The 24,988-nt window shown below is 27.5% G+C and carries 26 protein-coding genes; 13 read left to right on the top strand and 13 right to left on the bottom strand.

Features of this window, described 5'->3' with window-relative positions:
• Position 1 precedes the first annotated feature (1 nt).
• From ACKTTQ_RS11510 to ACKTTQ_RS11500, 3 genes are read right to left on the bottom strand one after another with little or no spacing between them, the layout of a single operon-like run.
• Positions 2 to 1,207 (bottom strand): DUF4350 domain-containing protein, encoded by a 1,206-nt coding sequence (locus ACKTTQ_RS11510; protein ID WP_113787008.1) that lies wholly within the window; start codon positions 1,205 to 1,207, stop codon positions 2 to 4.
• Positions 1,208 to 1,933 (bottom strand): hypothetical protein, encoded by a 726-nt coding sequence (locus ACKTTQ_RS11505; RefSeq protein WP_093871001.1) that lies wholly within the window; start codon positions 1,931 to 1,933, stop codon positions 1,208 to 1,210.
• The gene (locus ACKTTQ_RS11500; protein WP_093871002.1) at positions 1,933 to 2,898 is read right to left on the bottom strand and encodes a stage II sporulation protein M; all 966 of its coding nucleotides are present in this window, start codon (positions 2,896 to 2,898) and stop codon (positions 1,933 to 1,935) included. The genes ACKTTQ_RS11505 and ACKTTQ_RS11500 overlap by 1 nt, the downstream gene beginning before the upstream one ends.
• 21 nt (positions 2,899 to 2,919) lie before the next feature.
• Here ACKTTQ_RS11500 and ACKTTQ_RS11495 point away from each other — a divergent pair, with 21 nt between their 5' ends.
• The 6 genes from ACKTTQ_RS11495 (at position 2,920) to ACKTTQ_RS11470 (ending at position 11,645) form a co-directional block, all read left to right on the top strand.
• On the top strand, positions 2,920 to 3,732 hold the full coding sequence (locus ACKTTQ_RS11495) for an RDD family protein (RefSeq protein WP_093871003.1): 813 nt from the start codon (positions 2,920 to 2,922) through the stop codon (positions 3,730 to 3,732).
• Positions 3,733 to 3,830: 98 nt separating this feature from the next.
• Entirely contained in the window at positions 3,831 to 4,166 is a 336-nt protein-coding gene (locus ACKTTQ_RS11490) for a hypothetical protein (RefSeq protein ID WP_143032790.1), read from the top strand.
• Positions 4,167 to 4,279: 113 nt separating this feature from the next.
• Positions 4,280 to 8,593, top strand: a complete 4,314-nt coding sequence (locus ACKTTQ_RS11485; RefSeq protein ID WP_408049276.1) for a CusA/CzcA family heavy metal efflux RND transporter — start codon at positions 4,280 to 4,282, stop codon at positions 8,591 to 8,593.
• Positions 8,594 to 8,597: 4 nt separating this feature from the next.
• A complete protein-coding gene (locus ACKTTQ_RS11480; RefSeq protein WP_408049275.1) occupies positions 8,598 to 9,791 on the top strand; it encodes an efflux RND transporter periplasmic adaptor subunit in 1,194 nt (397 codons plus the stop codon).
• A gap of 97 nt (positions 9,792 to 9,888) precedes the next feature.
• Positions 9,889 to 10,776 carry a cation diffusion facilitator family transporter gene (locus tag ACKTTQ_RS11475; protein WP_408049274.1) on the top strand — a complete coding sequence of 296 codons (888 nt, stop codon included), beginning with the start codon at positions 9,889 to 9,891 and terminating at the stop codon, positions 10,774 to 10,776.
• Positions 10,777 to 10,856: 80 nt separating this feature from the next.
• Positions 10,857 to 11,645, top strand: a complete 789-nt coding sequence (locus ACKTTQ_RS11470; RefSeq protein ID WP_369813937.1) for a prohibitin family protein — start codon at positions 10,857 to 10,859, stop codon at positions 11,643 to 11,645.
• 41 nt (positions 11,646 to 11,686) lie between these two features.
• On the opposite strand, the gene ACKTTQ_RS11465 is transcribed toward ACKTTQ_RS11470, so the two are convergent.
• Entirely contained in the window at positions 11,687 to 12,577 is an 891-nt protein-coding gene (locus ACKTTQ_RS11465) for a sterol desaturase family protein (RefSeq protein WP_408049273.1), read from the bottom strand.
• A 123-nt stretch (positions 12,578 to 12,700) separates the two neighbouring features.
• On the opposite strand from ACKTTQ_RS11465, the gene rpsF reads away from it, so the two are divergent.
• Genes rpsF through rplI form a run of 3 tightly spaced genes read left to right on the top strand, consistent with a single transcriptional unit; the run spans position 12,701 to position 13,807 of the window.
• Positions 12,701 to 13,042 (top strand): 30S ribosomal protein S6, encoded by a 342-nt coding sequence (gene rpsF / locus ACKTTQ_RS11460; protein ID WP_093871010.1) that lies wholly within the window; start codon positions 12,701 to 12,703, stop codon positions 13,040 to 13,042.
• A gap of 3 nt (positions 13,043 to 13,045) precedes the next feature.
• Positions 13,046 to 13,342: a 30S ribosomal protein S18 gene (gene rpsR / locus ACKTTQ_RS11455; RefSeq protein WP_093871011.1), complete on the top strand. Its 297-nt coding sequence runs from the start codon at positions 13,046 to 13,048 to the stop codon at positions 13,340 to 13,342.
• 15 nt (positions 13,343 to 13,357) lie between these two features.
• Complete coding sequence (rplI, locus tag ACKTTQ_RS11450) at positions 13,358 to 13,807, top strand: 50S ribosomal protein L9 (RefSeq protein WP_093871012.1); 450 nt, start codon at positions 13,358 to 13,360, stop codon at positions 13,805 to 13,807.
• Between the two features lie 225 nt (positions 13,808 to 14,032).
• On the opposite strand, the gene lysA is transcribed toward rplI, so the two are convergent.
• Entirely contained in the window at positions 14,033 to 15,253 is a 1,221-nt protein-coding gene (gene lysA / locus ACKTTQ_RS11445; RefSeq protein ID WP_408049296.1) for a diaminopimelate decarboxylase, read from the bottom strand.
• A gap of 323 nt (positions 15,254 to 15,576) precedes the next feature.
• On the opposite strand from lysA, the gene ACKTTQ_RS11440 reads away from it, so the two are divergent.
• Positions 15,577 to 15,981 carry a hypothetical protein gene (locus ACKTTQ_RS11440; RefSeq protein ID WP_093871014.1) on the top strand — a complete coding sequence of 135 codons (405 nt, stop codon included), beginning with the start codon at positions 15,577 to 15,579 and terminating at the stop codon, positions 15,979 to 15,981.
• Between the two features lie 99 nt (positions 15,982 to 16,080).
• On the opposite strand, the gene ACKTTQ_RS11435 is transcribed toward ACKTTQ_RS11440, so the two are convergent.
• From ACKTTQ_RS11435 to ACKTTQ_RS11420, 4 genes are all read right to left on the bottom strand, one after another.
• Positions 16,081 to 16,809 (bottom strand): head GIN domain-containing protein, encoded by a 729-nt coding sequence (locus ACKTTQ_RS11435; RefSeq protein WP_158530843.1) that lies wholly within the window; start codon positions 16,807 to 16,809, stop codon positions 16,081 to 16,083.
• Between the two features lie 22 nt (positions 16,810 to 16,831).
• Entirely contained in the window at positions 16,832 to 17,929 is a 1,098-nt protein-coding gene (locus ACKTTQ_RS11430; protein WP_408049272.1) for a hypothetical protein, read from the bottom strand.
• Positions 17,913 to 18,446 carry a hypothetical protein gene (locus ACKTTQ_RS11425; RefSeq protein ID WP_408049271.1) on the bottom strand — a complete coding sequence of 178 codons (534 nt, stop codon included), beginning with the start codon at positions 18,444 to 18,446 and terminating at the stop codon, positions 17,913 to 17,915. The genes ACKTTQ_RS11430 and ACKTTQ_RS11425 overlap by 17 nt, the downstream gene beginning before the upstream one ends.
• A gap of 149 nt (positions 18,447 to 18,595) precedes the next feature.
• Positions 18,596 to 19,162 carry an RNA polymerase sigma factor gene (locus ACKTTQ_RS11420; protein ID WP_408049270.1) on the bottom strand — a complete coding sequence of 189 codons (567 nt, stop codon included), beginning with the start codon at positions 19,160 to 19,162 and terminating at the stop codon, positions 18,596 to 18,598.
• Between the two features lie 176 nt (positions 19,163 to 19,338).
• Between ACKTTQ_RS11420 and ACKTTQ_RS11415 the strand changes: the two genes are divergently transcribed.
• Genes ACKTTQ_RS11415 through ACKTTQ_RS11405 form a run of 3 tightly spaced genes read left to right on the top strand, consistent with a single transcriptional unit; the run spans position 19,339 to position 22,600 of the window.
• On the top strand, positions 19,339 to 20,196 hold the full coding sequence (locus ACKTTQ_RS11415) for a hydroxymethylglutaryl-CoA lyase (RefSeq protein WP_093871019.1): 858 nt from the start codon (positions 19,339 to 19,341) through the stop codon (positions 20,194 to 20,196).
• A 4-nt stretch (positions 20,197 to 20,200) separates the two neighbouring features.
• On the top strand, positions 20,201 to 21,004 hold the full coding sequence (locus tag ACKTTQ_RS11410; RefSeq protein ID WP_093871020.1) for a hypothetical protein: 804 nt from the start codon (positions 20,201 to 20,203) through the stop codon (positions 21,002 to 21,004).
• Positions 21,005 to 21,037: 33 nt separating this feature from the next.
• Positions 21,038 to 22,600: a bifunctional metallophosphatase/5'-nucleotidase gene (locus ACKTTQ_RS11405; protein ID WP_408049269.1), complete on the top strand. Its 1,563-nt coding sequence runs from the start codon at positions 21,038 to 21,040 to the stop codon at positions 22,598 to 22,600.
• A 36-nt stretch (positions 22,601 to 22,636) separates the two neighbouring features.
• Here ACKTTQ_RS11405 and mazG read toward each other — a convergent pair whose 3' ends face one another.
• The 4 genes from mazG to ruvX are packed head-to-tail and all read right to left on the bottom strand — an operon-like array spanning position 22,637 to position 24,920.
• On the bottom strand, positions 22,637 to 23,416 hold the full coding sequence (gene mazG / locus ACKTTQ_RS11400; protein WP_299133598.1) for a nucleoside triphosphate pyrophosphohydrolase: 780 nt from the start codon (positions 23,414 to 23,416) through the stop codon (positions 22,637 to 22,639).
• A gap of 3 nt (positions 23,417 to 23,419) precedes the next feature.
• Positions 23,420 to 23,842: a DUF5606 family protein gene (locus ACKTTQ_RS11395; RefSeq protein WP_093871023.1), complete on the bottom strand. Its 423-nt coding sequence runs from the start codon at positions 23,840 to 23,842 to the stop codon at positions 23,420 to 23,422.
• Between the two features lie 27 nt (positions 23,843 to 23,869).
• Complete coding sequence (def, locus tag ACKTTQ_RS11390; protein ID WP_093871024.1) at positions 23,870 to 24,457, bottom strand: peptide deformylase; 588 nt, start codon at positions 24,455 to 24,457, stop codon at positions 23,870 to 23,872.
• 52 nt (positions 24,458 to 24,509) lie between these two features.
• Entirely contained in the window at positions 24,510 to 24,920 is a 411-nt protein-coding gene (gene ruvX, locus ACKTTQ_RS11385) for a Holliday junction resolvase RuvX (RefSeq protein WP_093871025.1), read from the bottom strand.
• Positions 24,921 to 24,988: the final 68 nt, after the last annotated feature.

The raw sequence follows: 24,988 nt of genomic DNA, 5'->3' as shown, positions 1-24,988 counted from the left end.
ATTAATTGTTTTCAAAAAAGTTTTCAATTAGCGTATTTAAGCGCATTAATTCATCTTGCGTACAATTTGATTTTTTATTTACTGCTATAATAGTGTTTATCAAATATCGAGTTGTACTTAATTTATTTCCAGATTTAGATGCTAACTTTTCAATAAAAACACTATTTAAGTTATTTGTGTTGATTAAATATTTGGTTCTAACTTTTTCTAAAAAATAAGTTATTTTTTTTGTTACTAAATTTTTATGATTTTCTTCCTTTAAATATAAATTGGCAATAGTATGTGTAAAATCTGAAGTTGAGTTTTTTAATTTTTCAATAGTAGGAACAACTCGTTGTTTTCTTCGAGCATTGAAAAGAATAAAAAGTAATAGCCCCCAAAAAGCAATATATAACGACCATTTTAAAGATGTATGTTTGTTGAAAAATTTAAATACAGACTTTTTATTTTTGTCTGTTGAGTTTTTTCTGGATTTCACTTGTGGGTCCCATAAAATTGTTCTGTCTGGTAAATAAGAAAAGATATTTGAAGCATAAGTACCCTTTTTATTAAGTAAATAATAATTTGTAAAAACGATTGGCTGTGTATGCAAGTATATAGCTCCTTTACCATGGTATACTTTTATAAAGTTAGGTTGTTTTTCATGGTTTATTTTTTGAGTACCTAAAACAATGGTTGTTAAAGAATCGAATTTTGAGAAATAATGACGTCTTATATTACGTTCAAACTTAAAAACGCTATCTTTAAATTGATCATTTTTTAAGTATAAAGATCCTTTTAAATTCTTTAACTCTTGAAGGGCGTATGTGTTCTTATCTAAATTATCAGTACTGATATTTAAAGATTTTTTTAAATTTTCACTAAAATGATTTAAAGAAATAAAAGCATCATTACCAGCAAATACAAATTTAAGCAACTTATTTATTGATCTTTTATCTAGTTTGTTAGCAGATGATTTAATACAGATGTAATTTGCATAACCAGCATCATTATCATAGTATATTTCATTAAAGAAATCGGAGATGTTTTTCTTTAAATATACCTTTTCATTCCCATTATATAAGCTCGTTATTTCATTATGAATTATATAAGTTCCAAATGGAGCTTTTGATTGTTCTCTATAATTTTCTCTCCAATCTGTTTTTTTACATCCAGTAAAAATTAGTGAAATAAATAATAAAAATAATATGTAGTTTTTAGTATTCAATTATAATTTTTTAATGTAAGATTTATAGTTGTTTTCAATAGCATTGAATTTTAATTCATCAATAGGGAATTCTCCATACCAAACATAATCATACAGGTATATTAAGTATGAAAATTGCTTACGACTATTAATACTTTTTAGTTCGAACAAGTATTCTGAATTTGTTTTGTCTTTATCGTATTTGATTATGCCTTTTTGTGACATTATTTTAAGTAATAATAAATAATAGTACCTCGTAGCAAGTCTATAATCATTATTTAGAATTGCTCGTTCTAATAACTTACTATAGTCATTTTTATTAATATCTTCGTCTTCTTCTTCAAATATAAGTGCTTTCTTATGCTGTTTAGTAGATTTGTTAAATTTCCAAAAATCCATTTCAGTAAAAACAAAACTTTTCAATAAAATAAGAATAACAATTAAAGCTAGTAAATAAGGGAAAACAGTACCCAAGAAGCTAATTAAATCTTTAAAAAAGTCTAAAGTATTTTCATTAATTTTCTTTTTTGATTCTTTTTTAGTTTTTTTAGGAGGTGGAGTGCTTTCAGTGTAAATAAAATCTTTGCCTTTATATTTTGATTTCAAGTCATTTCCTAATTTTCTTTTTTTTACATAGTCTACATTTTTATCATACGATATACTATCGTTTTCTAATAACGTATTTATGTCTTGAGAATGCACACAAACACCCAAAAATAAAAAAAGTATTATTATAATATTTCTCATTATCGTAATTGGTGTTTTGAAGCAACTTTATATGGTAAAATCAAATAATAATAAGAAATAGATGCTAAACAAGACAAGATTATGAGTAAGCATATTACAGTAGGCATTTGATTATAATATCTTGTAATATAACCTTCTAAAAAGGCAGCTATAAATGTAAAAGGTATAGTGCTTAAAAAAATAAAGAAAGCTTCTCTTAGTCCTTTTTTAAAAGATTCAATTCTATCTAATGATCCAGGAAATAATATACTAGCTCCTATAATATATCCACAAGCAGCTTCTATAATCATAGCGAAAATTTCATAAGTTCCATGTATCCAGATACCTTTTACACTATCAAAAAAAGTATTATTTTGATAAAAGAAAGCTTGAAAAACAGCAACCATAATACCATTGTATATAATATAGTATCCTGTTCCCAATCCAATAAATAAACCAGATAAAAACATATTTAGTCCTACACGTAAATTATTGTCAAAAATACCGATAAAGCTTCCCCAGTTACTTCCGCCTTTATAAATAGCTAATGCATCACCACTTTCAATATTTTCGAGAGTAACATCAATATATTCATTTCCTAAAATTTCTCTGGCAAAACTATCGTCATTAAATGTAGATAGCAAACCAATAAAAAAACATAAAAAGAAAAAAATAAATGAGATATAAATATATTTACGATGCTTATAAGCAAGTAAAGGAATTTTTTCAAAGAAAAATTGTGCTAGGGTATTTTTATCTTGTTTTTTAGTATGGTAAATTTTCCCATAACTTTTCTTAGCAAGTTTGTTTAAGTATATAACAACCTTACTTTTAGGATAAAACGATTGTGCATACGACAAATCATTCATTATCTTAATGTGCAATTCAGCAATTTCGTCTGGGCTCTTTTTCGTATTATTTGAAATTACTTGTTCAAATTCAAGCCATTTTTCTTTATTTTGCTTAATAAAAGCTACCTCTCTCATTGAGACAAATGTAAATAATGTATGAAAAGACTGCAAGTAAATACCACACAAAATGTTATTATCAATTTTGAATTAGCTAATCTTGGTCAGCGTATACTCGCTTTTTTTATTGATAACATAATAAAATTTGCTTACATATATTTCATCATATACATGTTTAACTTCACTTTAATTAAAGCGGCTGTTGATGGAGATTCTTGGTCTATAAAGGCTATAGATATTTTATTATTTTTACCTATTACGTTTTATTCATTATATACTGAGATGTTGTTAAACGGACAAACTCTAGGTAAAAAAATGTTGAAGTTAAGAGTTATAAATATTGATGGATTTAAACCTTCATTTACAGATTATACGATGCGTTGGTTTTTGCGAGTAGTAGATTTTAATTTATTTATGTTGATTTTTGTATATGTATCTTCTTTAGGAGCAAATGAATATTTAGGTTTGCTATGGTTGATATTTTTAGGTGGTAAAATGGTAGGTTTATTTTCAATAATTATGACTAAAAATAATCAAAGGATAGGTGACATATCCGCTAATACAGTTGTGGTTAATTTAAAAGATGAAGCAAAATTTTCTCAAACTATTCTTGAGGATATTAGTGAAGAGTATGTGCCAACTTATCCAAGTGTTATAAAACTTTCAGATAATGATGCTCGTATTATAAAGGATACTTTTTCAGTTGCTAAAAAAAGTAAAGACTATAAAACTCTTATAAAATTAAGAACAAAAATAGAAGAAGTTACAGAAGTGAAATCAAAAGATAAAACTGACATTATATTTATAGATACTATATTAAAAGATTATAATTTTTATACTCAAAACATGTAAGTTTATTTATCAATTAATATTGGTTTAAAATTAAAAAAAGGTTAAATTTGTTAACCCAGATATAAAATGTTACTTTATTCTGTGTTTATTATAAAATTTTGAAGAACTCTATTGTATACATGTTAATACTATTATTGTTTGCACCTCCAATGCAAGCACATAATGATGTAGTTATATATGATACTATAGAAAACCATTTTGATATTGATGAAGCTCATGAAGATATTCATCATCAAGAAGATTCTAAAGATGAAGAAAATACCGAACATCATCATCATTGTAATGTAGTTTCATTATCATCCGAATTTGTACCAATTTTAGAATATAATTTTCAATTTCTTACTTTTATAACGATAAAGCAAGAAATCAACTTTTATCAAAATACTTACCTTAATTCATTCTTAGAGGAAATTTTCCAACCACCAAGAGTTTAATTTATTATATCATTTATTTAAAATCATGTACGCATCATAAATTTAATATGATGTGAAAAGTAGTTGTATATCAATATATACAATGAAAAAATAATAAATTAAAATCATTGATAATGTTAGATAACATCATAAAATTTTCAATTAAAAATAAATTGATTATTGGTGTATTAGTATTAGCGTTAATAGGTTGGGGTGTATACTCATTTAAACAACTACCTATTGATGCAGTACCAGATATAACAAATAATCAGGTGCAAATAATAACATCAGCACCATCACAATCAGCTCAAGATATTGAACGATTAGTTACATTTCCTATAGAAATGACCATGTCAAGTATTCCTAATATAGAAGAAGTTCGTTCCTTTTCTCGATTTGGACTTAGTGTTGTTACTGTAGTGTTTAAAGATAATATAGATATTTATTGGGCAAGACAGCAGATTAACGAACGTTTAGTTGAAGCTAAAAATCAAATTCCAAGTGGTGTTGGAAATCCAGAAATGGCGCCAGTAACTACAGGATTAGGAGAAATTTATCAATATACTTTAAAAGTAAATAAAAAAAACAAAAAGAAGTATTCAATTATGGAGCTCCGTACTATTCAAGACTGGATGGTTCGTCGCCAATTATTGGGTATTGAAGGTGTTGCGGATGTAAGTAGTTTTGGAGGTAATTTAAAGCAATACGAAGTAGCTTTACACCCTGAAAAATTACAAACGTTAGAAGTTAGCATACAGGAGGTATTTAAAGCATTAGAAAATAATAATCAAAATACGGGAGGAGCTTATATAGATAAAAACCCAAAAGCTTATTTTATAAGAAGTGAAGGATTAATTAAAACTCCAGATGATATTAGAAACATTGTTATCAAGAATACAAAAAATGGCACTCCAATATTAATTAAAAATATAGGAAATGTACAATTAGGTAGTGCAGTTAGATATGGAGCTATGACTAAAAATGGTGAAGGAGAAGTTGTAGGAGGGATAGTTATGATGCTTAAAGGAGCAAATTCATCAAAAGTTATAAAGACAGTTAAAAATCGTATTGCGCAAATAGAAAAAAGTTTACCCAAAGGGGTTGTAATTGAGCCATTTTTAGATAGAACTAAACTAGTTAATAAAGCAATTAATACTGTAACAACAAATTTAATAGAGGGAGCACTAATTGTTATATTTATTTTGGTGTTGTTACTGGGGAATTTAAGAGCTGGATTAATTGTAGCTTCTGTAATTCCAATAGCTATGTTATTTGCTATTAGTTTGATGAATGTATTTGGTGTTTCAGGTAACTTAATGAGCTTAGGTGCTATAGATTTTGGGATAATTGTTGATGGTTCAGTTATTATTGTTGAAGCTACTTTACATTATTTAGGGCTTAAAAAAGCGAATACAGTATTAACTCAAAAGCAAATGGATGAAGAAGTTTATAATTCGGCATCTAAAATTCGTACCAGTGCAGCATTTGGAGAAATAATTATTCTTATTGTTTATTTACCAATTTTAGCGCTGGTGGGTATAGAAGGAAAAATGTTTAGGCCAATGGCTATCACAGTTAGCTTTGCAATTTTAGGGGCATTTATATTATCATTAACCTATGTACCTATGATGAGTGCTTTGTTTTTAAAGAAAAAAATAAGTAATAAATCTACTGTTTCTGATAAAATAATAGAAGGAATACAAAAAGGCTATAATCCTTTGTTAAATTTTGCATTAAAAAATAAATTAAAAGTTGTTATAGGAGCTGTATTAACTTTTATAGCTAGTGTATTTATGTTTACTAAGATGGGAGCTGAGTTTATTCCTTCTTTAGATGAAGGAGATCTTGCTGTACAAGCAGTAGTATCAACAGGGAGTTCATTATCATATTCGGTTGATGCCTCTAATAAATCTTCAAAATTATTATTAAAAGAGTTCCCAAATGAAATAGAACAGATAGTAAGCAGAATAGGTTCTTCAGAAATACCAACAGATCCAATGCCTATTGAGGCTACGGATATAATTATCATTTTAAAAGATAAAAGTCATTGGACGAAAGCTTATACTAAGAATGAGTTGACGTATAAGATGCAAAAATTATTAGAAGATAATATGTTAGGTGTTTCTTTTGGGTTTCAACAGCCAATACAAATGCGTTTTAATGAGTTAATGACAGGGGCAAGGCAAGATGTAGTGTTGAAAATTTATGGAGAAGATTTAGATAAGTTAGTTAAATATGCTAACGAATTAAGCGTAATAATACCAAAAGTAGAAGGAGCTGAAGATTTATATGTTGAAAAAATAACAGGTTTAAAACAAATTGTAATTAACTATAAACGAAACCAATTAGCATATTATGGTTTAAATATATCTGATGTGAATACCGCGATAAATGCAGCTTTTGCAGGTCAAAAAGCAGGCTCTGTTTATGAAGGCGAAAAGTGTTTTGATTTAGTAGTACGATTAGCAAAAAATAAAAGAGAGAGTATAGAAGATATTCGTAAGCTATATATATCTACAGCCACTGGATTACAAATACCACTTGTAAATGTAGCTGATGTTAGTTTTAAAACTGGACCTAATCAAATTCAAAGAGATGATGCTAAGCGAAGAATTACAGTAGGTTTTAATGTAAGAGATCGTGATGTTGAAAGTATTGTTAAAGAATTAAAAAAGAAGGTAAATGAAAATATAAAATTTGATGCTGGATATTATATTACTTATGGAGGGACTTTTAAAAATCTTGAAGAAGCTAGAGAACGCTTATCTGTAGCTGTTCCAGTAGCCTTGTTGTTAATATTTATATTGCTGTATATTACATTTAATTCTATTAAACATAGTGTGTTAATTTTTACAGCAATTCCAATGTCAGCTATTGGAGGAATATTAGCATTATGGTTAAGGGGTATGCCTTTTTCTATTTCTGCCGGTGTTGGATTTATTGCATTGTTTGGCGTTGCAGTATTAAATGGAATTGTATTAATTGCAGAATTTAATAGACTAAAGAAACAGGGGATTACTGATTTATATGAAATAATAAAGAGAGGTACTTCTGTGCGTTTAAGACCTGTAATTATGACAGCAGCTGTTGCTTCTTTAGGTTTTTTACCAATGGCTTTATCATCATCTGCTGGAGCTGAAGTTCAAAAACCATTAGCCACTGTCGTTATTGGTGGTTTAATATCTGCTACATTTTTAACACTGTTGATTTTACCAGTGTTATATATGTTATTTGAAACTATTAAACTAAAAAAAGTTAAACCTTCTGTATTAGGGATTGTTTTACCAATACTATTTTATTGTTCTATATCTAATGCTCAGGAAAGAAATAGAAAAATATCAGAAAATGATGCTATTAAAATAGCATTGAAAAAATCGGTAATTCTTAAAAAATCACAACTTAATATCGAAAAAAGTAAGGCTGGTGTTTCTGGAGCAATAGTATTAAAGCCTATGAATGTAAGATATCAAGATGTTGGTGTTTCTACAGGTATTAATGAAAAAGAATGGTCAATTAACCAGAATTTTGGATCTGTATTGTCGCATTTAAAAAAAAGAGAATTAGCAAAAACAACTGTTGAGTTAATGAATATATCTAATGAGATTTCCGAAAAAGAGTTGATTAAAAAAGTTAAAAGCCTGTATCAAGAATGGAATTATTTATATGGACTTAATGTTTTAATGAATAAACAACAGCAAAATAGTAGTAAAATTAGCACTATAGCAAAAGAATTGCATAAGGCTGGTGAAATAGGTGGTTTAGAAAATGATTTAACAACATTACAGTTTTTGGGTATACAATCTCAAAAAAACAAGATGTATAAGAAGTTACTAGAAGTAGAGAATGAATTAAAAAAGATACTTCAGATAAGCTATGCTATTATTCCGACCAAAGATTTTCCTAAAAAGAAAATAGTATCAAAAAAAGATGGAGTTCTCTCTAGTAGATTTAAAAAGATTTTAAATAAACAGAATGAAAGAGCAAGTAAGCAAGTTTCTTTAGCAAAATCTGCTAATTTTCCTGAGCTTACAGGAGGTTTGTTAAGAAGGAAAACAGGAGTTAATACTAGTTATACTGGGTTTAATGTTGGTGTAAATATACCTATTTCATTTTGGTCTAATAATTCAAAAGTTAAACAACAGAAAATATTTAAAGAAGAGGTTGTATTTGAAAATGAATCAAAGTTTATCGCTATTAATAATAATTTCGAGAGTTTACAAAATCAGATAGTTTATTTAAATAAAGAGTTAAAAGGAATTAATAAAACTGTTCTTGTAGCTGAAAAATTTATAGAAAAGTTACAAATAGCATACAAAGCAGGAGAAATTGATGCGTTTCAATACAGTCAAAGTTTCACAGCATATTTTCAAGTAATGCAAAATTATTTATCACTTATAAATAATTACAATCAAACAGTAATAACGTATGAATTTTATAGTAAAGAATAACACGATGAAAAAATATATAATACCACTACTTTTTATAATAATTACAAGTTGTAATTCTAAAAAAGAAGATCACTCAGGGCATGACCATGCAAAAGAGGATCAAAAAAAACAATCAACAATATCTAAAGAAGAAAATCATGAAGAAAATAAACTTGATTTAACAAAGGAGCAAATACAAAATGCTGACTTAAAAATAGAAGTGCTTAGTAAAAAATTAATAAGAAATAGAATAGCTGTAACTGGAACTATTGAAGCTCCTCCACAAAATAAAGCTACAATTTATGCACCAATGGAAGCATTTGTTTATAGTACTGATGTATTGCCAGGGGATAAAGTAACTAAAGGGCAAACTGTAGCAGTTTTGGAACACCCTAATTTTATAAAACTTCAGTACTCGTACTTAGAGTCAATAAATAATTGTAATGTAGCTAAAGCTGATTATGATAGAAAAAAAATGCTATTAGAAAAAGATATAACTTCTAAAAAATCTTTTCAAGCATCTGAAGGAAGGTATAAGTCGTTGCAAAGTTTGGTAAGTAGTTATGCTTCTCAATTGAAAATGGCAGGTTTAAATCCTGTTACTATAAATAAAAAAGGAATTCAACAATATGTATATGTTAAGTCTCCTATAACAGGCTTTGTAGTTGAAAATAATATAAATAAAGGAAAATTTTTAATGGCTAATTCTGAAATGATTGAAGTGATTGATAATGATCATATTCATGCAGAATTAAATGTTTTTGGTTCTGATATAACTAGAATAAAAAAAGGAAGTGATTTTTCATTTAAACCATCCGGATTAAATCTACAATATGAAGGCTACATTAAGCTAATTAGTCAAAAGGTTGACGATAAAACTAAAACAGTAAATGTTCATGGTCATTTTGAAGACCCAGAAAGAAGGTTGAAGTCAGGTATGTTTATCAATGCTGAAGTTTTATTGGAAGGGAGCAAAGTATATGCTATTTCTGAAAATGCTGTTATAGAGAATGAAGGAAAGAATTTTATTTTCATTGCTATGAATGAAACTGAATTTATACCAGTAGAGGTTAGATTAGGAAATACAGATAAAGGTTTTGTAGAAATTAAAGAGATAGAAGAAGATAATTTTAATGTAAGTGTGGTAATAACTGGAGCGCATTTTTTAAAAGGTAAACTTATGCAAATGTCTGGTGGCATGGATGGACATGCTCATTAAAAAATATAATTATGTGGTTACAAAAATGTAACCACATTTTATTTATAAATCATGCATCTTTTTTGTAAATTAATTGTCTTGTAAATAAAGTAATAAAATGGGACACAATCATTCGCATAATAATTCTTCAGAAAATTTAGCGACAGCTTTCTTTTTAAATTTAACTTTTACTATAATTGAGTTCATAGGAGGGTTTTTTACTAATAGTTTAGCTATAATGTCAGATGCTTTACATGATTTAGGTGATAGCTTAAGTTTGGGATTGGCATGGTATTTTGAGAAAAAGTCAACTAAAAAACCAACTAAGAAGTATACATATGGATTTAAAAGATTGTCTCTTTTAGGAGCTATTATAAATTCAATAATATTAATTATTGGTTCAATTTTTATAATAAAAGAGGCGATACCAAGAACTATGAACCCAGAATATTCTGATGCAAAAGGAATGATGTGGTTGGCTCTTTTAGGGATACTTGTAAATGGAGCCGCTGTTTTTAAATTAAAAAAAGGAACAACCATTAATGAAAAAGTGGTTTATTTACATTTAATAGAAGATGTTCTGGGTTGGGTTGCTGTACTTATTGCAAGTATTATAATGCAGTTTTGGGATTTTCCAATTTTAGATCCAATTTTATCATTATTAATAGCATTATATGTTCTCTTTAATGTTTACAAGAATATGAAAGAAAGCTTAGCTGTAATTCTTCAAGGGATTCCTGAAAATTTATCGATAGAAGATATTAAAAATTATATATTAAAAAATCCTTCAGTTGAAGATGTTCATGATTTTCATCTTTGGACTATGGATGGAGAGTATACTATTCTTACTGTTCATGTTGTTTTAAAAAACAATAGTAATTTAAAAGAGATTACTGTTTTAAAAGGAACTTTGAAAAAAGAATTACATGATAAATACCATTTAGAACACATAACTATTGAATTTGAGTTAAAGACTGAAGAATGCGAATATCAAAATTGTAATTAGTGAATTTAATTGTACATTTGAAATAAAAAACAATGAACAATAACAGGCAATTAGATTTAAAGTTTCCTAAAGGAGGTTTTATGGTAGTTTTATTAGCTGTAATTACAATTATAGCTTTTTCAAAATCAACAGAAACTATAAAGTCAGGTCAAGCTGGAGTTTTGTATAAAACTTTTGGAGGTGGTGTAGTAACAGATGAACCATCATTAGGTGAAGGTTTTCATATTGTGGCTCCATGGAATAAGGTTTTCGTGTATGAAGTACGTCAACAAGAAATTTTTGAAAAAATGCAAGTTTTATCTTCAAATGGATTAGAAATTCAATTAGAAGCTTCTGCATGGTTTCAACCACAATCAGAAAATTTAGGGTTATTACATAAAGAAAAAGGAGAAAATTATATTTCAAGAGTTATTCAACCAGCCATTCGTTCTGCTGCTAGAAGTGTTGTAGGTCGTTATACACCAGAACAATTATACTCTAGTAAAAGAGATGTAATTCAAGAAGAGATATTTGTTGAAACGAAGAAAATATTAGACAAGCAACATATTCAATTAAATGAAGTATTAGTTAGAGATGTTACTTTACCAGCTACTATCAAATCAGCAATTGAACGAAAACTAAAGCAAGAACAAGAGTCATTAGAATATGAGTTTAGGTTAGTAACTGCACAAAAAGAAGCTGAAAAACAGATAATTGAAGCAAAAGGAAAAGCAGATGCAAACAAAATTTTAAGTGCTTCACTTACTGATAAAATTCTACGTGATAAAGGTATTGAAGCAACAATGAAATTATCTGAATCACCAAACAGTAAAGTTGTGATTATAGGTTCAGGTAATAGTGGAATGCCAATTATCCTTGGGAATCAGTAATTTAAAAAGTAAAAAATATAAAAAAGAGATAAATTATTAATTTATCTCTTTTTTTTTGCACTCCATTCTTTTCTTAAATCAGTAGATAATTTACCACTACCATCATGTTTCCATCCTGGTGGTTTAATCAAGTATTTAAGTTTATTTATAATAGATGTTTTAGAAAATAAAAAATCTGATAGCATATTGAACCACTCATGAAAAGCAACTTTAATAGGATTGTATGTGTTAATATTACTAACTAAACCATATATAGGTTTTTCTATTTCTGGTTCAAATGTGCCAAATAATTTATCCCATATAATAAAGATACCAGCATGATTTCTGTCTAAATATTGTGGATTTGTTGCATGATGAACTCTATGGTGACTAGGAGTGTTAAAAATTGCTTCAAACCAATTTGGTAGTTTGTAAATTAATTCAGTATGAATCCAGTATTGATATAAAAGGCTTATACTCATTTGCATTAAAATCATTACAGGATGAAACCCTATAAGGGCTAGGGGAGTCCAGAAAATAAAAGTATAAAAACTACCAGACCAAGTTTGTCGTAAAGCCGTTGATAAATTATATTTTTTTGAGGAATGATGTACCACATGACTAGCCCAAAATAACCTACTTTCATGTGCAATTCTATGATTCCAGTAATACACTAAATCTTCTGCAAACAATAAAATTAACCACGACCACCAAATAAAAGGAACTGTAAAAAAGCGGTATTCATATATAAATAAAAAGAAAGTGAATGTAATTCCTTTAGTAAATAATCCTATAAAAACATTACCTAAGCCCATCGTTATTGAAGTTAAGGAATCTATATATTCATAATTTTCCATTTTTACTTTTACAGTTAAAATTACTTCAATAAGTACTGTAATTATAAAAAAAGGAATAGCAAAATGAATAATATTAGGTAATTCAGGGATTAACATATTTTTGAAATTTTAGAAGGGTTACAAACTTACTCAAAAACAAATAAAAAAATATAGCGTGTAGTTGTTATATATATAGTCTATTTTTTATATATTTGCACCCTTAAAATAAAATTTTTAATTATGAACCATTACGAAACTGTTTTCATTTTGAATCCCGTTTTATCTGAAGGTCAGATAAAGGAAACAGTGCAGAAATTTGAAGATTATTTGACTTCAAAGGGTGCAGAGGTGATTTACAAAGAAAATTGGGGCTTAAAGAAATTAGCTTACCCAATTGAAAAAAAGAAAAGTGGATTTTACCACTTAATCGAGTTTAAAGCATCAGGAGATACTATTACTCCGTTTGAATTAGAATTTAGACGTGATGATAGCATTATGCGTTATTTAACTGTAAGGTTAGATAAACATGCTGCGGCTTGGGCTGAGAAGAGAAAAGAACGTGTTAAATCATCAAAAAAGTAACCTATGTCGTCTATAGATCAACAAGCAAAAGGAAACAAGCAAGGAGAAGTACGTTACTTAACTCCACTTGACATTGAAACTAAAAAAGAAGCAAAATACTGTCGTTTTAAGAAAAATGATATTAAATACATCGATTATAAAGATGCTAGTTTCTTAATGTATTTAGTAAACGAACAAGGTAAAATTTTACCAAGACGTTTAACAGGAACATCATTAAAATATCAACGTAAAGTTGCACAGGCTATTAAAAGAGCTCGTCACTTAGCTTTAATGCCATACGTTGGTGATATGTTAAAATAATAAAGAAGTAGAAACATGGAATTGATATTAAAACAAGACGTAGAAAACTTAGGTTTTAAAGACGATGTTGTAACCGTTAAGAATGGTTATGGACGTAACTGCCTAATACCTCAAGGATATGCAATTTTAGCTACTTCTTCAGCTAAAAAAGTATTAGCAGAAAACTTAAAGCAACGTGCTTTTAAGGAAGCTAAATTAATAGAAGATGCTACTAAATTAGCAGATACTATTAAAGGATATGAACTTAAAATAGCTTCTAAAGTTGGTACAGGAGACAAATTATTTGGATCTGTAAACAATGCTGATGTTGCTGTTGCATTATCAAAAGCAGGAACTGAGATAGATAGAAAATTTATCAAAGTTACTGGAGGTAATGTTAAAAGATTAGGTAAATATAATGCAGCTGTTCGTTTACACAGAGCAGTAGTAGCAGATATTGTATTTGAAGTTGTTGCTGAAAAGTAATAGTTTATTACATATAATATATTAAAAATCCGCTATAAGCGGATTTTTTTATAAATAAAAACAGGGTTTTTCCTGTAATAATTTTATTTTATTTATAGTATGTTTGCAAAACGGATAGATAAATAGGGGAATTTATCTGTAACTTCTAACCAATTCTAATATAATTCGATGAAAGGATTGTATTAAAAAACTCCAATATTTTTTAGAAAATATTGGAGTTTTATTTTAGTTAATAACTACTTGTTCTTGATTTCGTACTATGTCTTCAAAGGTTTCTCTTTTTCTAATTAAATAGTCTTTCCCTTTATAAAGCATAACTTCTGCAGGTCTATACCTTGAGTTGTAGTTTGAAGCCATAGAAAAACAATATGCACCCGCATTATGGAAACATAATATATCATCTTCAGCTATTTCTGAAATTCGTCTATTAGAACCAAAAGTATCGTTTTCACATATATACCCAACTATACTATAAAATCGTTCTCTACCTTTTGGGCTCGATATATTTTCAATATGATGGTATGAATTATAAAACATTGGTCTAATAAGGTGATTTAAACCACTATCAATACCAGCAAAAACAGTAGATGTTGTTTGTTTTATAACATTTACTTTAGCTAGAAAATAACCAGATTCACTTACTAAAAACTTTCCTGGTTCAAACATTAAGGTTACATCTTTACCGTAATTTTTACAGAAATCATTAAACCTTGTTGATAGTTTTTTACCTAATTCATCAATGTTTGTTGAAATATCATCTTTTTTGTAAGGAACTTTAAAACCGCTTCCAAAATCAATAAAATCTATATTTTTAAATTGTTTAGCTACATCAAATAAAATTTCTGTAGCTCTTAAAAAAGTATCAATATCTAAAATATCTGATCCAGTATGCATATGAATACCATTTATATGCATGCCTGTATTTTCAACAACTCTTTTTATATGTGGTACTTGGTGTATTGAAATACCAAACTTAGAATCAATATGACCAACAGATATTTTACTGTTTCCACCAGCCATAACGTGTGGGTTTATTCTTATACAAACAGGTATTTCAGGGTGTTTTTGACCAAAAAGTTCTAATATTGATAAGTTATCAATATTAATTTGCACACCTAATTTAGCTACTTTTTCTATTTCTTGTAAAGAAACTCCATTAGGGGTGTATATAATATCTTTTGGTTCAAAACCAGCCAATAGCCCTAGTTTTACTTCCTGTATTGATACCGTATCTAATCCACTTTTTAAAGAATTAAAAACTTTTAATATGTTAATATTAGATAGTGCTTTTGTTGCATAATTTATCTTTACATTTTTAACTTTAGAAAAAGCGTTTGTAATTTTTTTATATTGATTAATTATTACATCTGTATCATAAACATATAACGGACAACCGTATGTGTCTGCTAGCTTTAGTAATTCTTTTCTGTTCATTTTTAAAAGTATTTTACGGTTCAAATGTAGAAAAGATAGAAAGTCAAGCAAATTAATTTTAAGAAATAAACATATCTATGATTTTTTGTAAAAATTAGATATTAGGATATATTTAATTTTTACTTATTATAAAAAGAAGATTTTATATAAGAAACAAAAAATTACTAGTAAGTTGCTTTATAATTTTTGATAGTTCCATAATACGTTAAGTCAATGAGTAGTTAATTTAAATAATATACAGTTTAGCTTTTTTATTTAGGGTTGCTTTCTAGACGCAACCTTTTTTTTATTTTAAGACTATATAGAAAAGTATATTAATTAAATATAAAACTATTATGAAAAACATTAAATCAGTAATTCTTTTAGTAACAGTGTTATTCTTTTCGTGTAATGAAAATGATTCACCAACAATAAGTTTGAAAGATAATACGTTTGGGCTTTGTTTAGAAAATGAACCTAAATTAACTGACCTTAATTTTACAGGAACAGTTTGTTGTTTTCAAAGAAATTCAACATTGAATATTGGTACTCCAATAGTTTATGAATATGTTACAAATCTATCAGATCCAATTGTAAAATGGGAAATAATTTCAGGAGATATTGAATTTTTGTCAGGGATTGATAATAATAAAGTTACGATACAATTAGGGAATAATTTTAAAAATGGAAAAATTAAGGTGAGAGGTGTTTCATCTGGCGGTTTAACGTGTGATGAAGTTATTATTATTGAAGAAGATTAATTTTTAATTAATAGTATTTTTATAAACTAAAAAGTTATAATCCCATAAAAGGTAATTTTATGGGATTATAACTTTTTTAATATGAAAGAAGTATGAATATTAGTTTCGACTAATAACATTTCCAGAACCAACAGAGTTAGTGTCTACATGTTTTGGTTTTCCTTTATAATAAATATTCCCAGAGCCAACTACGTTAGCCTTTATTTTTTTAGATACAGATGTTTGTATATCTCCTGATCCTGCTATGCTAGCTTTTAAATAAGAAGTTTTTAATTCATATGCTTTAACATCTCCTGAACCAGCGATTGAGCATTTAAAATTATTCGTACTTCCTTTTAATTTAATATTTCCTGAGCCTCCAATAGAAGCTCTTATTGTTTTAGCATTAACCATAGCTTTTATGTTTCCAGACCCAGCTATACTGAAAGAAATATCTTCTTCTTTAATTTTTTTATTTACTACAACGTTTCCAGAGCCTTCTAAAGATACACCATCAATACTTTCAAAAGAAACAGTAACAACAAGTTTTTTAGTAGTTCTTATATTAATATTCTTTTTGAATTTAATTTTTAGTTTGTTGTTTTTTACAATTGTTTCAATGTAAGGAATAATATTTTCTTCACCTTCAATTGATATTTTACCTTCATTACCTTCTACAAGTCTAACATCAAAAGAGCCGCCAACGTTAACTCTATCAAAATCATTCACTTTTCTTGTTTCTGTAGTTACATTACCATTTCCTTTTACTTTTTTTGAACTCCACCAACTTTGAGCTTGTGATGTTAAGCTCATGCTTATTGCTATTAATATTATTATTGATTTTTTCATTTTTAAAGTTTTTATAATTGTTTTAGTCATTTGTTTTTAAAGAAACCCCTCCGTAACTTGACTTTATATTAATTACAGAATTACTATTTGAGTTCCCGAATACTCCTTCATAATATTTTTTTGAGGATTTTTTAATGCTTTTATACATCTCTACTTTATCTTTCGGATAATTGAAACTTGCATATCCTAAACTCATAGTGAATTTGAAATTATTTGTACTGCTTGTTCCTAGCTTTATGCCTGCATAACTACCATCGATACTTATTTTTTCAAAATTATTTGCTATGTTTTGTATTTTAACACTTCCGTAATCTGTATTTATTTCGAGGTTCTTTTTTAAAGTACCAATTTTTACACCTGCATAATCAGAATTACCATATATATTTTCAACATTATTAACAATAAGACTACCATAATCACTATTAAAGTTTATAGTATTAGAGTTTTGAATTTTTACTGCAGAGTAATCAGCATTAATTTTTAGTTTTTCAGAATTATTAATTCTTAATTTAGAATAATCTATAGAGATGTTACCAGATTTTATATAGTTAATTTCCGAAGCACCGCAATAATCTAAATTTATAGTATTGTTAATATTGTTTAGTTTATCTATATCAATATTTCCATAATCACAATTAATGTTTGATTTTCCTTCAAGTACATCAATTTCGATATTTCCATATGCATTATTAAAATCTGCATTATTTGTTACTGGCATTTTAATAAAATAATTAATTTTAAAATTAATATTATTACTTTTCCACCATGATGACCAACTAGATTTTGTTTTTTCTATTCTAGTTCTGGCTTCTACTAAATTTTTAGTAGCTTCAAAATCAACAGTAATAGCATCTAGTTTATTTTCTACTTTATCTAAACTATTTCCCTTTACAGTAATTTTCACATCAATTTGTATACGATTTTCATTCCATGTAGTTACATTAATGTTTCCATATTTGTTTTTAATATATAGTGTAGCATTACTATTTACTGAAAATTGTTTTTTAATGGTCTTACTTTTTTCATGCTTTTTACTACTATTATCATTAATTGTATTTGAGAATAATAGAGCAGGAGTTAAGCCAATAACTAATAAAAGTGTTTTATATAATTTCATCATATTTAATTTCAAATTTTGTTGGGTTTTTTTGATATTCTAATTGAGTAAGTAATTCTCCTAAAATATCTAATCTCTGTTGGTAATTATTTATCATTCTTTGTATGATGTACCTTTTGTTTTCATTTTTAAGTAGCTCTTTAGAGAATGTTTTAAATTTATCTTCAAGGTCTTCAAATTTATCAAGAGCATCTTCAATTAGGGTTTCAGTTTCAATATTTCTATGCTTTTCAACTTCTTTTAATTCTTGCTTAATTGTTGAAACAAAAAAAGTTTCAGCTTCGGCCATTTTAGGAGATATTCCAGCTAAACCATATTGTGTTTTTTTGTTTTGAATATTACCTAGATAAAATCCTAAAACTAATATAACAGAAGCTGCTATGCTCATCCATTTCCATGAAGTAAATGTTCTTTTTTTAGGAGTTTGTAACTTGCGTTGAAATCTAATAAGATGACCAGAATGAGGTTCATGAATATCGAAATCATTATCATGAAAAAAGTTATGTAATTTATCTGCCATAAAATTTCATTTTATAAATTCTTATTAATTTATTTAATACTACATCTTTTTAAAAAAGTAGTAACTTTAATTTTTGTCTAAATCGGTCAAAATGTCCAGAACGTGGTTCATGAATATCAAAGTCATTTTCATAAAAAAAGACAAGTAATTTATCTACCATATATTTTTGTTTTAACATCATTTCCAATTAAAATTTGCTTTAACTTTTTCTTTGCTCTAGAAATAGTTGTTCTAACATTTTCATTGGTGTAATTTAAAATTTGAGCTATTTCTTCGTAATCATACCCTTCAATAAGGTTTAGAGTAAGTGTTAAACGGTAATTATCTTTTAAACTTTGAATTACTTTTAATACTTCTTGTATATCTAAATCGTTGTAATTAATTGTATCACTCTCAACTTCATTATTAGGAATTACATCCATTTTTACTTCATCGTAGCGATTGTTTTTTTTTAATTGTGTTAAACTTTTGTTTATTACAATTCTTTTTAACCAAGCACCAAAAGCTACTTCACCTTTAAAAGTGTGTAATTTTGTAAATGCAGTAAGAAAAGCTTCTTGCATTAGATCTTCAGCTTCAAATTCGTCTTTTAATATGCGAAATGCGGTATTATACATTGCTTTATAATAGCTTTTATATACTTGCATTTGCGCATTATTATCCTTCTTCTTACAGCGTTCGATTAGTTGGTTGATATGTAAATTTTGCGATTCCAATAAATATATTCTAACCTAATGACAATCTAATTTTTAATGTGTGACACTTTTTTATAAAAAAGTTTTATGCTTATAAAAATAAAGAAAGAGATGAGAAATTACTTTTTTTATAAGTATTAAATTATTATATCAAAATTTAAAATAAAAAACTAATGAAAATATGTATATTTGGCGCGATGAATGATAGAGTTAAAATTATTGAATGCCCTAGAGATGCAATGCAAGGAATTAAGAGTCATTTTATTTCTACAGATTCTAAGGCAAAATATATAAACTCTTTACTTAAAGTAGGTTTTGATACTATTGATTTTGGTAGTTTTGTTTCACCTAAGGCAATACCACAAATGCGTGATACTGCTGATGTTTTATCAAAATTAAATCTAGCAGATACAGAAAGTAAATTGTTAGCTATTGTTGCTAATGTTAGAGGAGCTAATGATGCATCATGTTTTGACGAAATTGATTACTTAGGATACCCTTTTTCTATATCTGAAAATTTTCAAATGCGTAATACGCATAAAACAATTGAACAATCTATAGATACATTAAAAGAAGTTTTGTCAATTGCCACAAGAACCAATAAAGAAGTAGTTGCTTATTTATCAATGGGGTTTGGGAATCCTTATGGAGATCCTTGGGATGTTGATATTGTTGGAGAATGGACAGAAAAACTTTGTAATTTAGGAGTGAAAGTGTTATCTTTATCTGACACAATAGGTAGCTCAACCCCACAAGTAATTGAGTATCTGTTTACTAATTTAATTCCTCAATACCCTGAAATAGAATTTGGAGCACATTTACATACAACTCCTGACACTTGGTTTGAAAAAGTTGATAGTGCATACAGGTCTGGTTGTAAACGTTTTGATGGAGCTATAAAAGGTTATGGTGGTTGTCCTATGGCTAAAGATGATTTAACAGGTAATATGCCAACAGAGAAATTGTTGTCTTATTTTACCTCTAATAAAGTTAATACCAATATTAAACCAATGAGTTTTGAAAGTGCATATAACAAGGCACTAGAAGTTTTTTAGAATTATGAAGTTTATAGTTGTTACTTTTTTTATTACTTTTTCTTTTTTTCATTATTCTTCAGATGATGAAAACATAGGGACGTGGAATATAAGGAATGGTAGATTTATTAAAAACTATTCTAAAAATGACAAGTTAGCTGCCCTTCATTGGCAAACTTTTTATGAGATTTTCCCTAAATCAATCACAAAAAAATACATTAAAAAATTAGTGCTTATTTCTGATGGTTTAGATGAAAAAACTGGTGCATTGGGAGCTTTAAGTTCTAAAAATGATAAATGGCAATTAGTTATTGATACTTTAGATGTTAATTTTAAATCAAAAAACAAAAAAAGACTACAAGAATCAGTTTATACTTTAGTTCATGAGTTTGGGCATTTATTAACACTTAACAATACTCAGATAAAACCAACCAACAAAATACTTCAAGATGAGGGAGGTTTATATCTTACTTTAGAAGGTGAAGCGTACAAAAATAGTTATTTAAATAGGTTTGTGTCTTTGTTTTGGAAGGGTAGATTGTTAGAAAAGTGGGATGTTATAAAGGAAAGGCATTGTTTTACAGAAGAAAGTTGTGTAGAAAAATTAAATGGATTGTATTTTGATAATCTTGCAGATTTTGTTACAGATTATGCAGCAGAAAGTCCTGAAGAAGATATAGTTGAAAGTTGGACATATTTTGTTTTAAAGAAAAAAGTAAAAAATCCAAAAACAATCGCACAAAAGAAAATAAATTTCTTCTATCAATTTCCAGAATTAGTCGCTTACAGAAAATTAATACGATATAATACACGTTATTATGTTCATTAATATTGTAATTTTGGCTTTTTAAAATTAGCCTTAATGAAACTTAAAAAGCAATTATTTTTCTTTTTACCATTACTACTACTTTATTTTAGTTGTAGTACACAAAATAAAGCATCTAAAGCTTTACTAAAACAATCAAACTACTCATTTAAAAAAGCACCAAACAAAACTTATTTTTCAATAGTACAACTCAATGACGTATATGAAATAGCTCCAATTCAAAATGGAAAATTTGGAGGTATGGCAAGAGTTGAAACTATTCATCAAGAAGTGCTAAAAGAGAATAAAAATTCAATGTTAGTTCTAGCTGGTGATTTTTTAAATCCTTCTTTACTTGGTACATTAAAAATAAATGGAGAACGTGTCAGAGGTAAGCAAATGGTTGAAGTAATGAATGCTATGAATTTTGATTTAGTAGCTTTTGGTAACCATGAATTTGATTTAAGTTATACTAATTTACAAAAAAGGTTAAACGAAAGTAATTTTGATTGGATTTCTGCAAATGTTCTTCATAAAGAAGTTGAAAGTAAAAAGTATTTTTATAAAATTAAAAATCAAAAAAAACAAATACTTAAAGATTCTTATATAAAAGAATTTAAAAACTCAGATGGATCTATTTTAAGAGTTGGTTTTATTAGTGTTTGTATACCTTCTAACCCTAAAAACTATGTTTTTTATGGTGAGATGTTTGAAGAAATAAAGAGGGCTTATAATGAAATTAAACCCAAAGTTGATATTGTTTTAGGTTTAACACATGTAAAAGTTGAACAGGATAGAATAATTGCAAAATTACTACCTGATTTAGCATTAATAATGGGAGGGCATGAACATACTAATAGTTATGAGAATATAAATAATGTTATAATAGCGAAAGCTGATGCAAATGCGAAAACAGTTTATATTCATAGATTTGAATATGATAGATTAACAAAAAAAGTAAAAGTTAAATCTGAATTAAAAGAAGTCAATAAATCAATTATTCCAAATAAAAAAATAGAAAATATTGTTAGTAAGTGGGAAGGGATTTTAAACACTAAAATTAAAGAAGTAGTAGCAAGCCCTAATGAAGTTATTTATAATACAAAAGAACCTTTAGAAGCTCGTGATACACCTGTACGCAGTATTCAAACTAATATGGGTAATATGATAACTAAAGCTATGAGTTATGCTTATAATGATAAAGTAGACTGCGCTTTGGTTAATGGAGGTTCAATTAGAATTGATGATGTACTTGAAGGGAAAATTACTGCTGTAGATGTTTTTAGAGTGTTGCCATATGGTGGGGCAATATTGAAAGTTGAAATAAAAGGAAGTTTGCTTAAAAAAGTTTTAGATTTTGGATTATCAGCTTCCGGAACAGGTGCATTTTTACAACGTTATAATGTATCAAAGAAATCTGGTTATTGGTATGTAAAGGCTAAAAAAATTGATGAAAGTAAAGTATATAAAGTAGCTTTTTCTGATTACCTTTTAAAAGGGTTTGATATTCCTTTTTTATCAAATAAAAACCCTGAAGTTTTATCTATCTATAAGCCAAAATCCATAGAAAAAGCATTTGATATTAGAAAGGCTATTATTGATTATATGAAAAAACTATAATTTTTTTACTAAAAAAAGAAGATAAAGTAAATTTAGTTATTTAAAATAAGCTTTTGATTTTTCCCAGTAAACATCCATTTCACTTAAAGTCATGTCAGATAATTCTTTGCCTTCTTTTTTTACTGCCTCTTCTAAAAACTGGAATCTATTTATAAATTTTTTATTAGTTTTTTCAAGAGCATTTTCAGGGTTAACACCAATAAAACGAGCGTAATTTATCATTGAAAATAATACATCACCAAACTCTTTTTCAGTTTTTTCTTGGTTCTTATTTTTAATTTCTTCATTAAGTTCAGATATTTCTTCCTGTACCTTTTCCCAAACTTGATGTGGTTCTTCCCAGTCAAAACCAACTCCAGCAACTTTATCCTGAATTCTACTTGCTTTTATTAAGGCAGGTAAACTTTTAGGAACTCCTTCTAACACAGAGTTTTTACCTTCTTTAAGCTTAAGTTTTTCCCAATTTTGCTTTACTTCTTCTTCATTGTTAACCTTAATATCACCATAAATATGAGGATGTCTATTAATTAACTTGTCAGAAATAGAATTTGCTATATCAGCAATATCAAAAGCACCTTTTTCACTTCCTATTTTAGCATAAAAAACGATGTGCAAAAGCACATCGCCTAATTCTTTTTTTATCTCTTCTAAATCATTATCTAAAATAGCATCAGCTAACTCATAGGTTTCTTCAATAGTTAAATGACGTAAACTTTCTAAGGTTTGTTTTTTATCCCATGGACACTTCTCTCGAAGTTCATCCATAATATCTAACAAACGATTAAAAGCTTCTAATTGATTTTTTCGAGTATACATGTTTTATTCTTCTTCTTCAGAAACTACTTCTTTTTCAATTAAAGAACTAAAATCAAATCCAGCTTTAACTAAAGAATTATACCATTGAATTACTTTCTTAATGTTTGAAGCATACACACGTTCTTCATCAAAGTTTGGTAAAACTTCACTAAAATAAGCAACTAGTTTATTAGAACTTTCTTTGTGAGAAATTGTTTCTTTTCCGTCTTCTTTATCGGCTATGTTTTTTATAACTTTAGCTAATGGAACCTCTTCTTCATATGTATAAATAGCAATATTCTCTAATAAACTAACGTTATGAGTAGCTGTAATAGGAAAACGTTTACCGTCAGTAATTGACTTAACAATCACACCAGTTTTTGTTTGTGATAAGATTTCAAATAAACCAGGTTTTCCAGTTACAGATATAATTTTGTTAAACTCCATATATTTATATTATTAATGTCTTGTTTTTTATTTTCTCTTAGCATTAGGAAAACGCATTCTATAATCAGCGTTTACCTTTCCTTTTGAAATGTTTTCTAATTTTTTCTTAATTAATCGTTTTTTTAATGATGATAATTTATCAGTAAATAAAACTCCTTCAATATGATCATATTCATGTTGAAAAACTCTTGCAGCCAACCCACTTAGTACTTCAGTATGCTTTTTGAAGTTTTCATCTTGATATTCTATTGTAATTGTTTCTTGTCTCCACACATCTTCATTTACTGACGGAATACTTAAACAACCTTCATTAAAAGCCCATTCATCTCCTTCTTCTTTTATAATTTTAGCATTGATAAAAACACGATTAAAATTACCTAAAATTTCACGTTCCTCTTCATCAAGTTCTTCATTATCTTTAAAAGGAGATGCATCAATAAGAAACAAACGAATATCTTTTCCAATTTGTGGAGCAGCTAAACCTAAACCATTAGCGTTATACATAGTTTCCTTCATATTAGTAATTAATTTACTTAATTCAGGATAGTCAGCATCAATATCTTTTCCTACTTTACGTAATACAGGATCACCGTATGCAACAATTGGTAAAATCATTTATTTATTTTTTAGTGTCGGCAAAAATACAAAGAAAGGAGTTTGTATAAAATTATTTATTGTATAAATAAGATTGAAGAATGATTGTAGCACTAATTTCATCAACTAAAGCTTTATTTTGGCGTTGCTTCTTCTTAAGTCCGCTATCAATCATTGTTTGAAAAGCCATTTTTGAAGTAAATCGTTCATCAATACGTTTTATAGGAATATTAGGGATTGCTTTCGAAATTTTCTCTAGAAAAGGAGTAATTAAAACTTCACTTTCGCTATCAGTATTATTTAACTGTTTTGGTTTACCAACAAGAAACAAATCAACAGTTTCTTTAGTGATATAATCTTTTAAAAAAGAAATCAGATTATTAGTGTCAATAGTAGTTAAACCAGAAGCTATAATTTGCAGCTCATCTGTTACTGCAATACCAGTTCTTTTCTTTCCAAAATCAATAGCTAAAACACGGCCCATACTTTCTGTTTTAGGCAAAAGTAATGATTTTTAACAAGAGTAAATTATCTGTTTAAAAAATGTATCTT

Source organism: Tenacibaculum halocynthiae (genome assembly GCF_964512825.1).
GTDB classification, from domain to species: Bacteria; Bacteroidota; Bacteroidia; order Flavobacteriales; family Flavobacteriaceae; genus Polaribacter; species Polaribacter halocynthiae.
The sequence above is the reverse complement of the archived record's forward strand: the minus strand, read 5'-3'. Positions and strand labels throughout refer to the sequence as shown.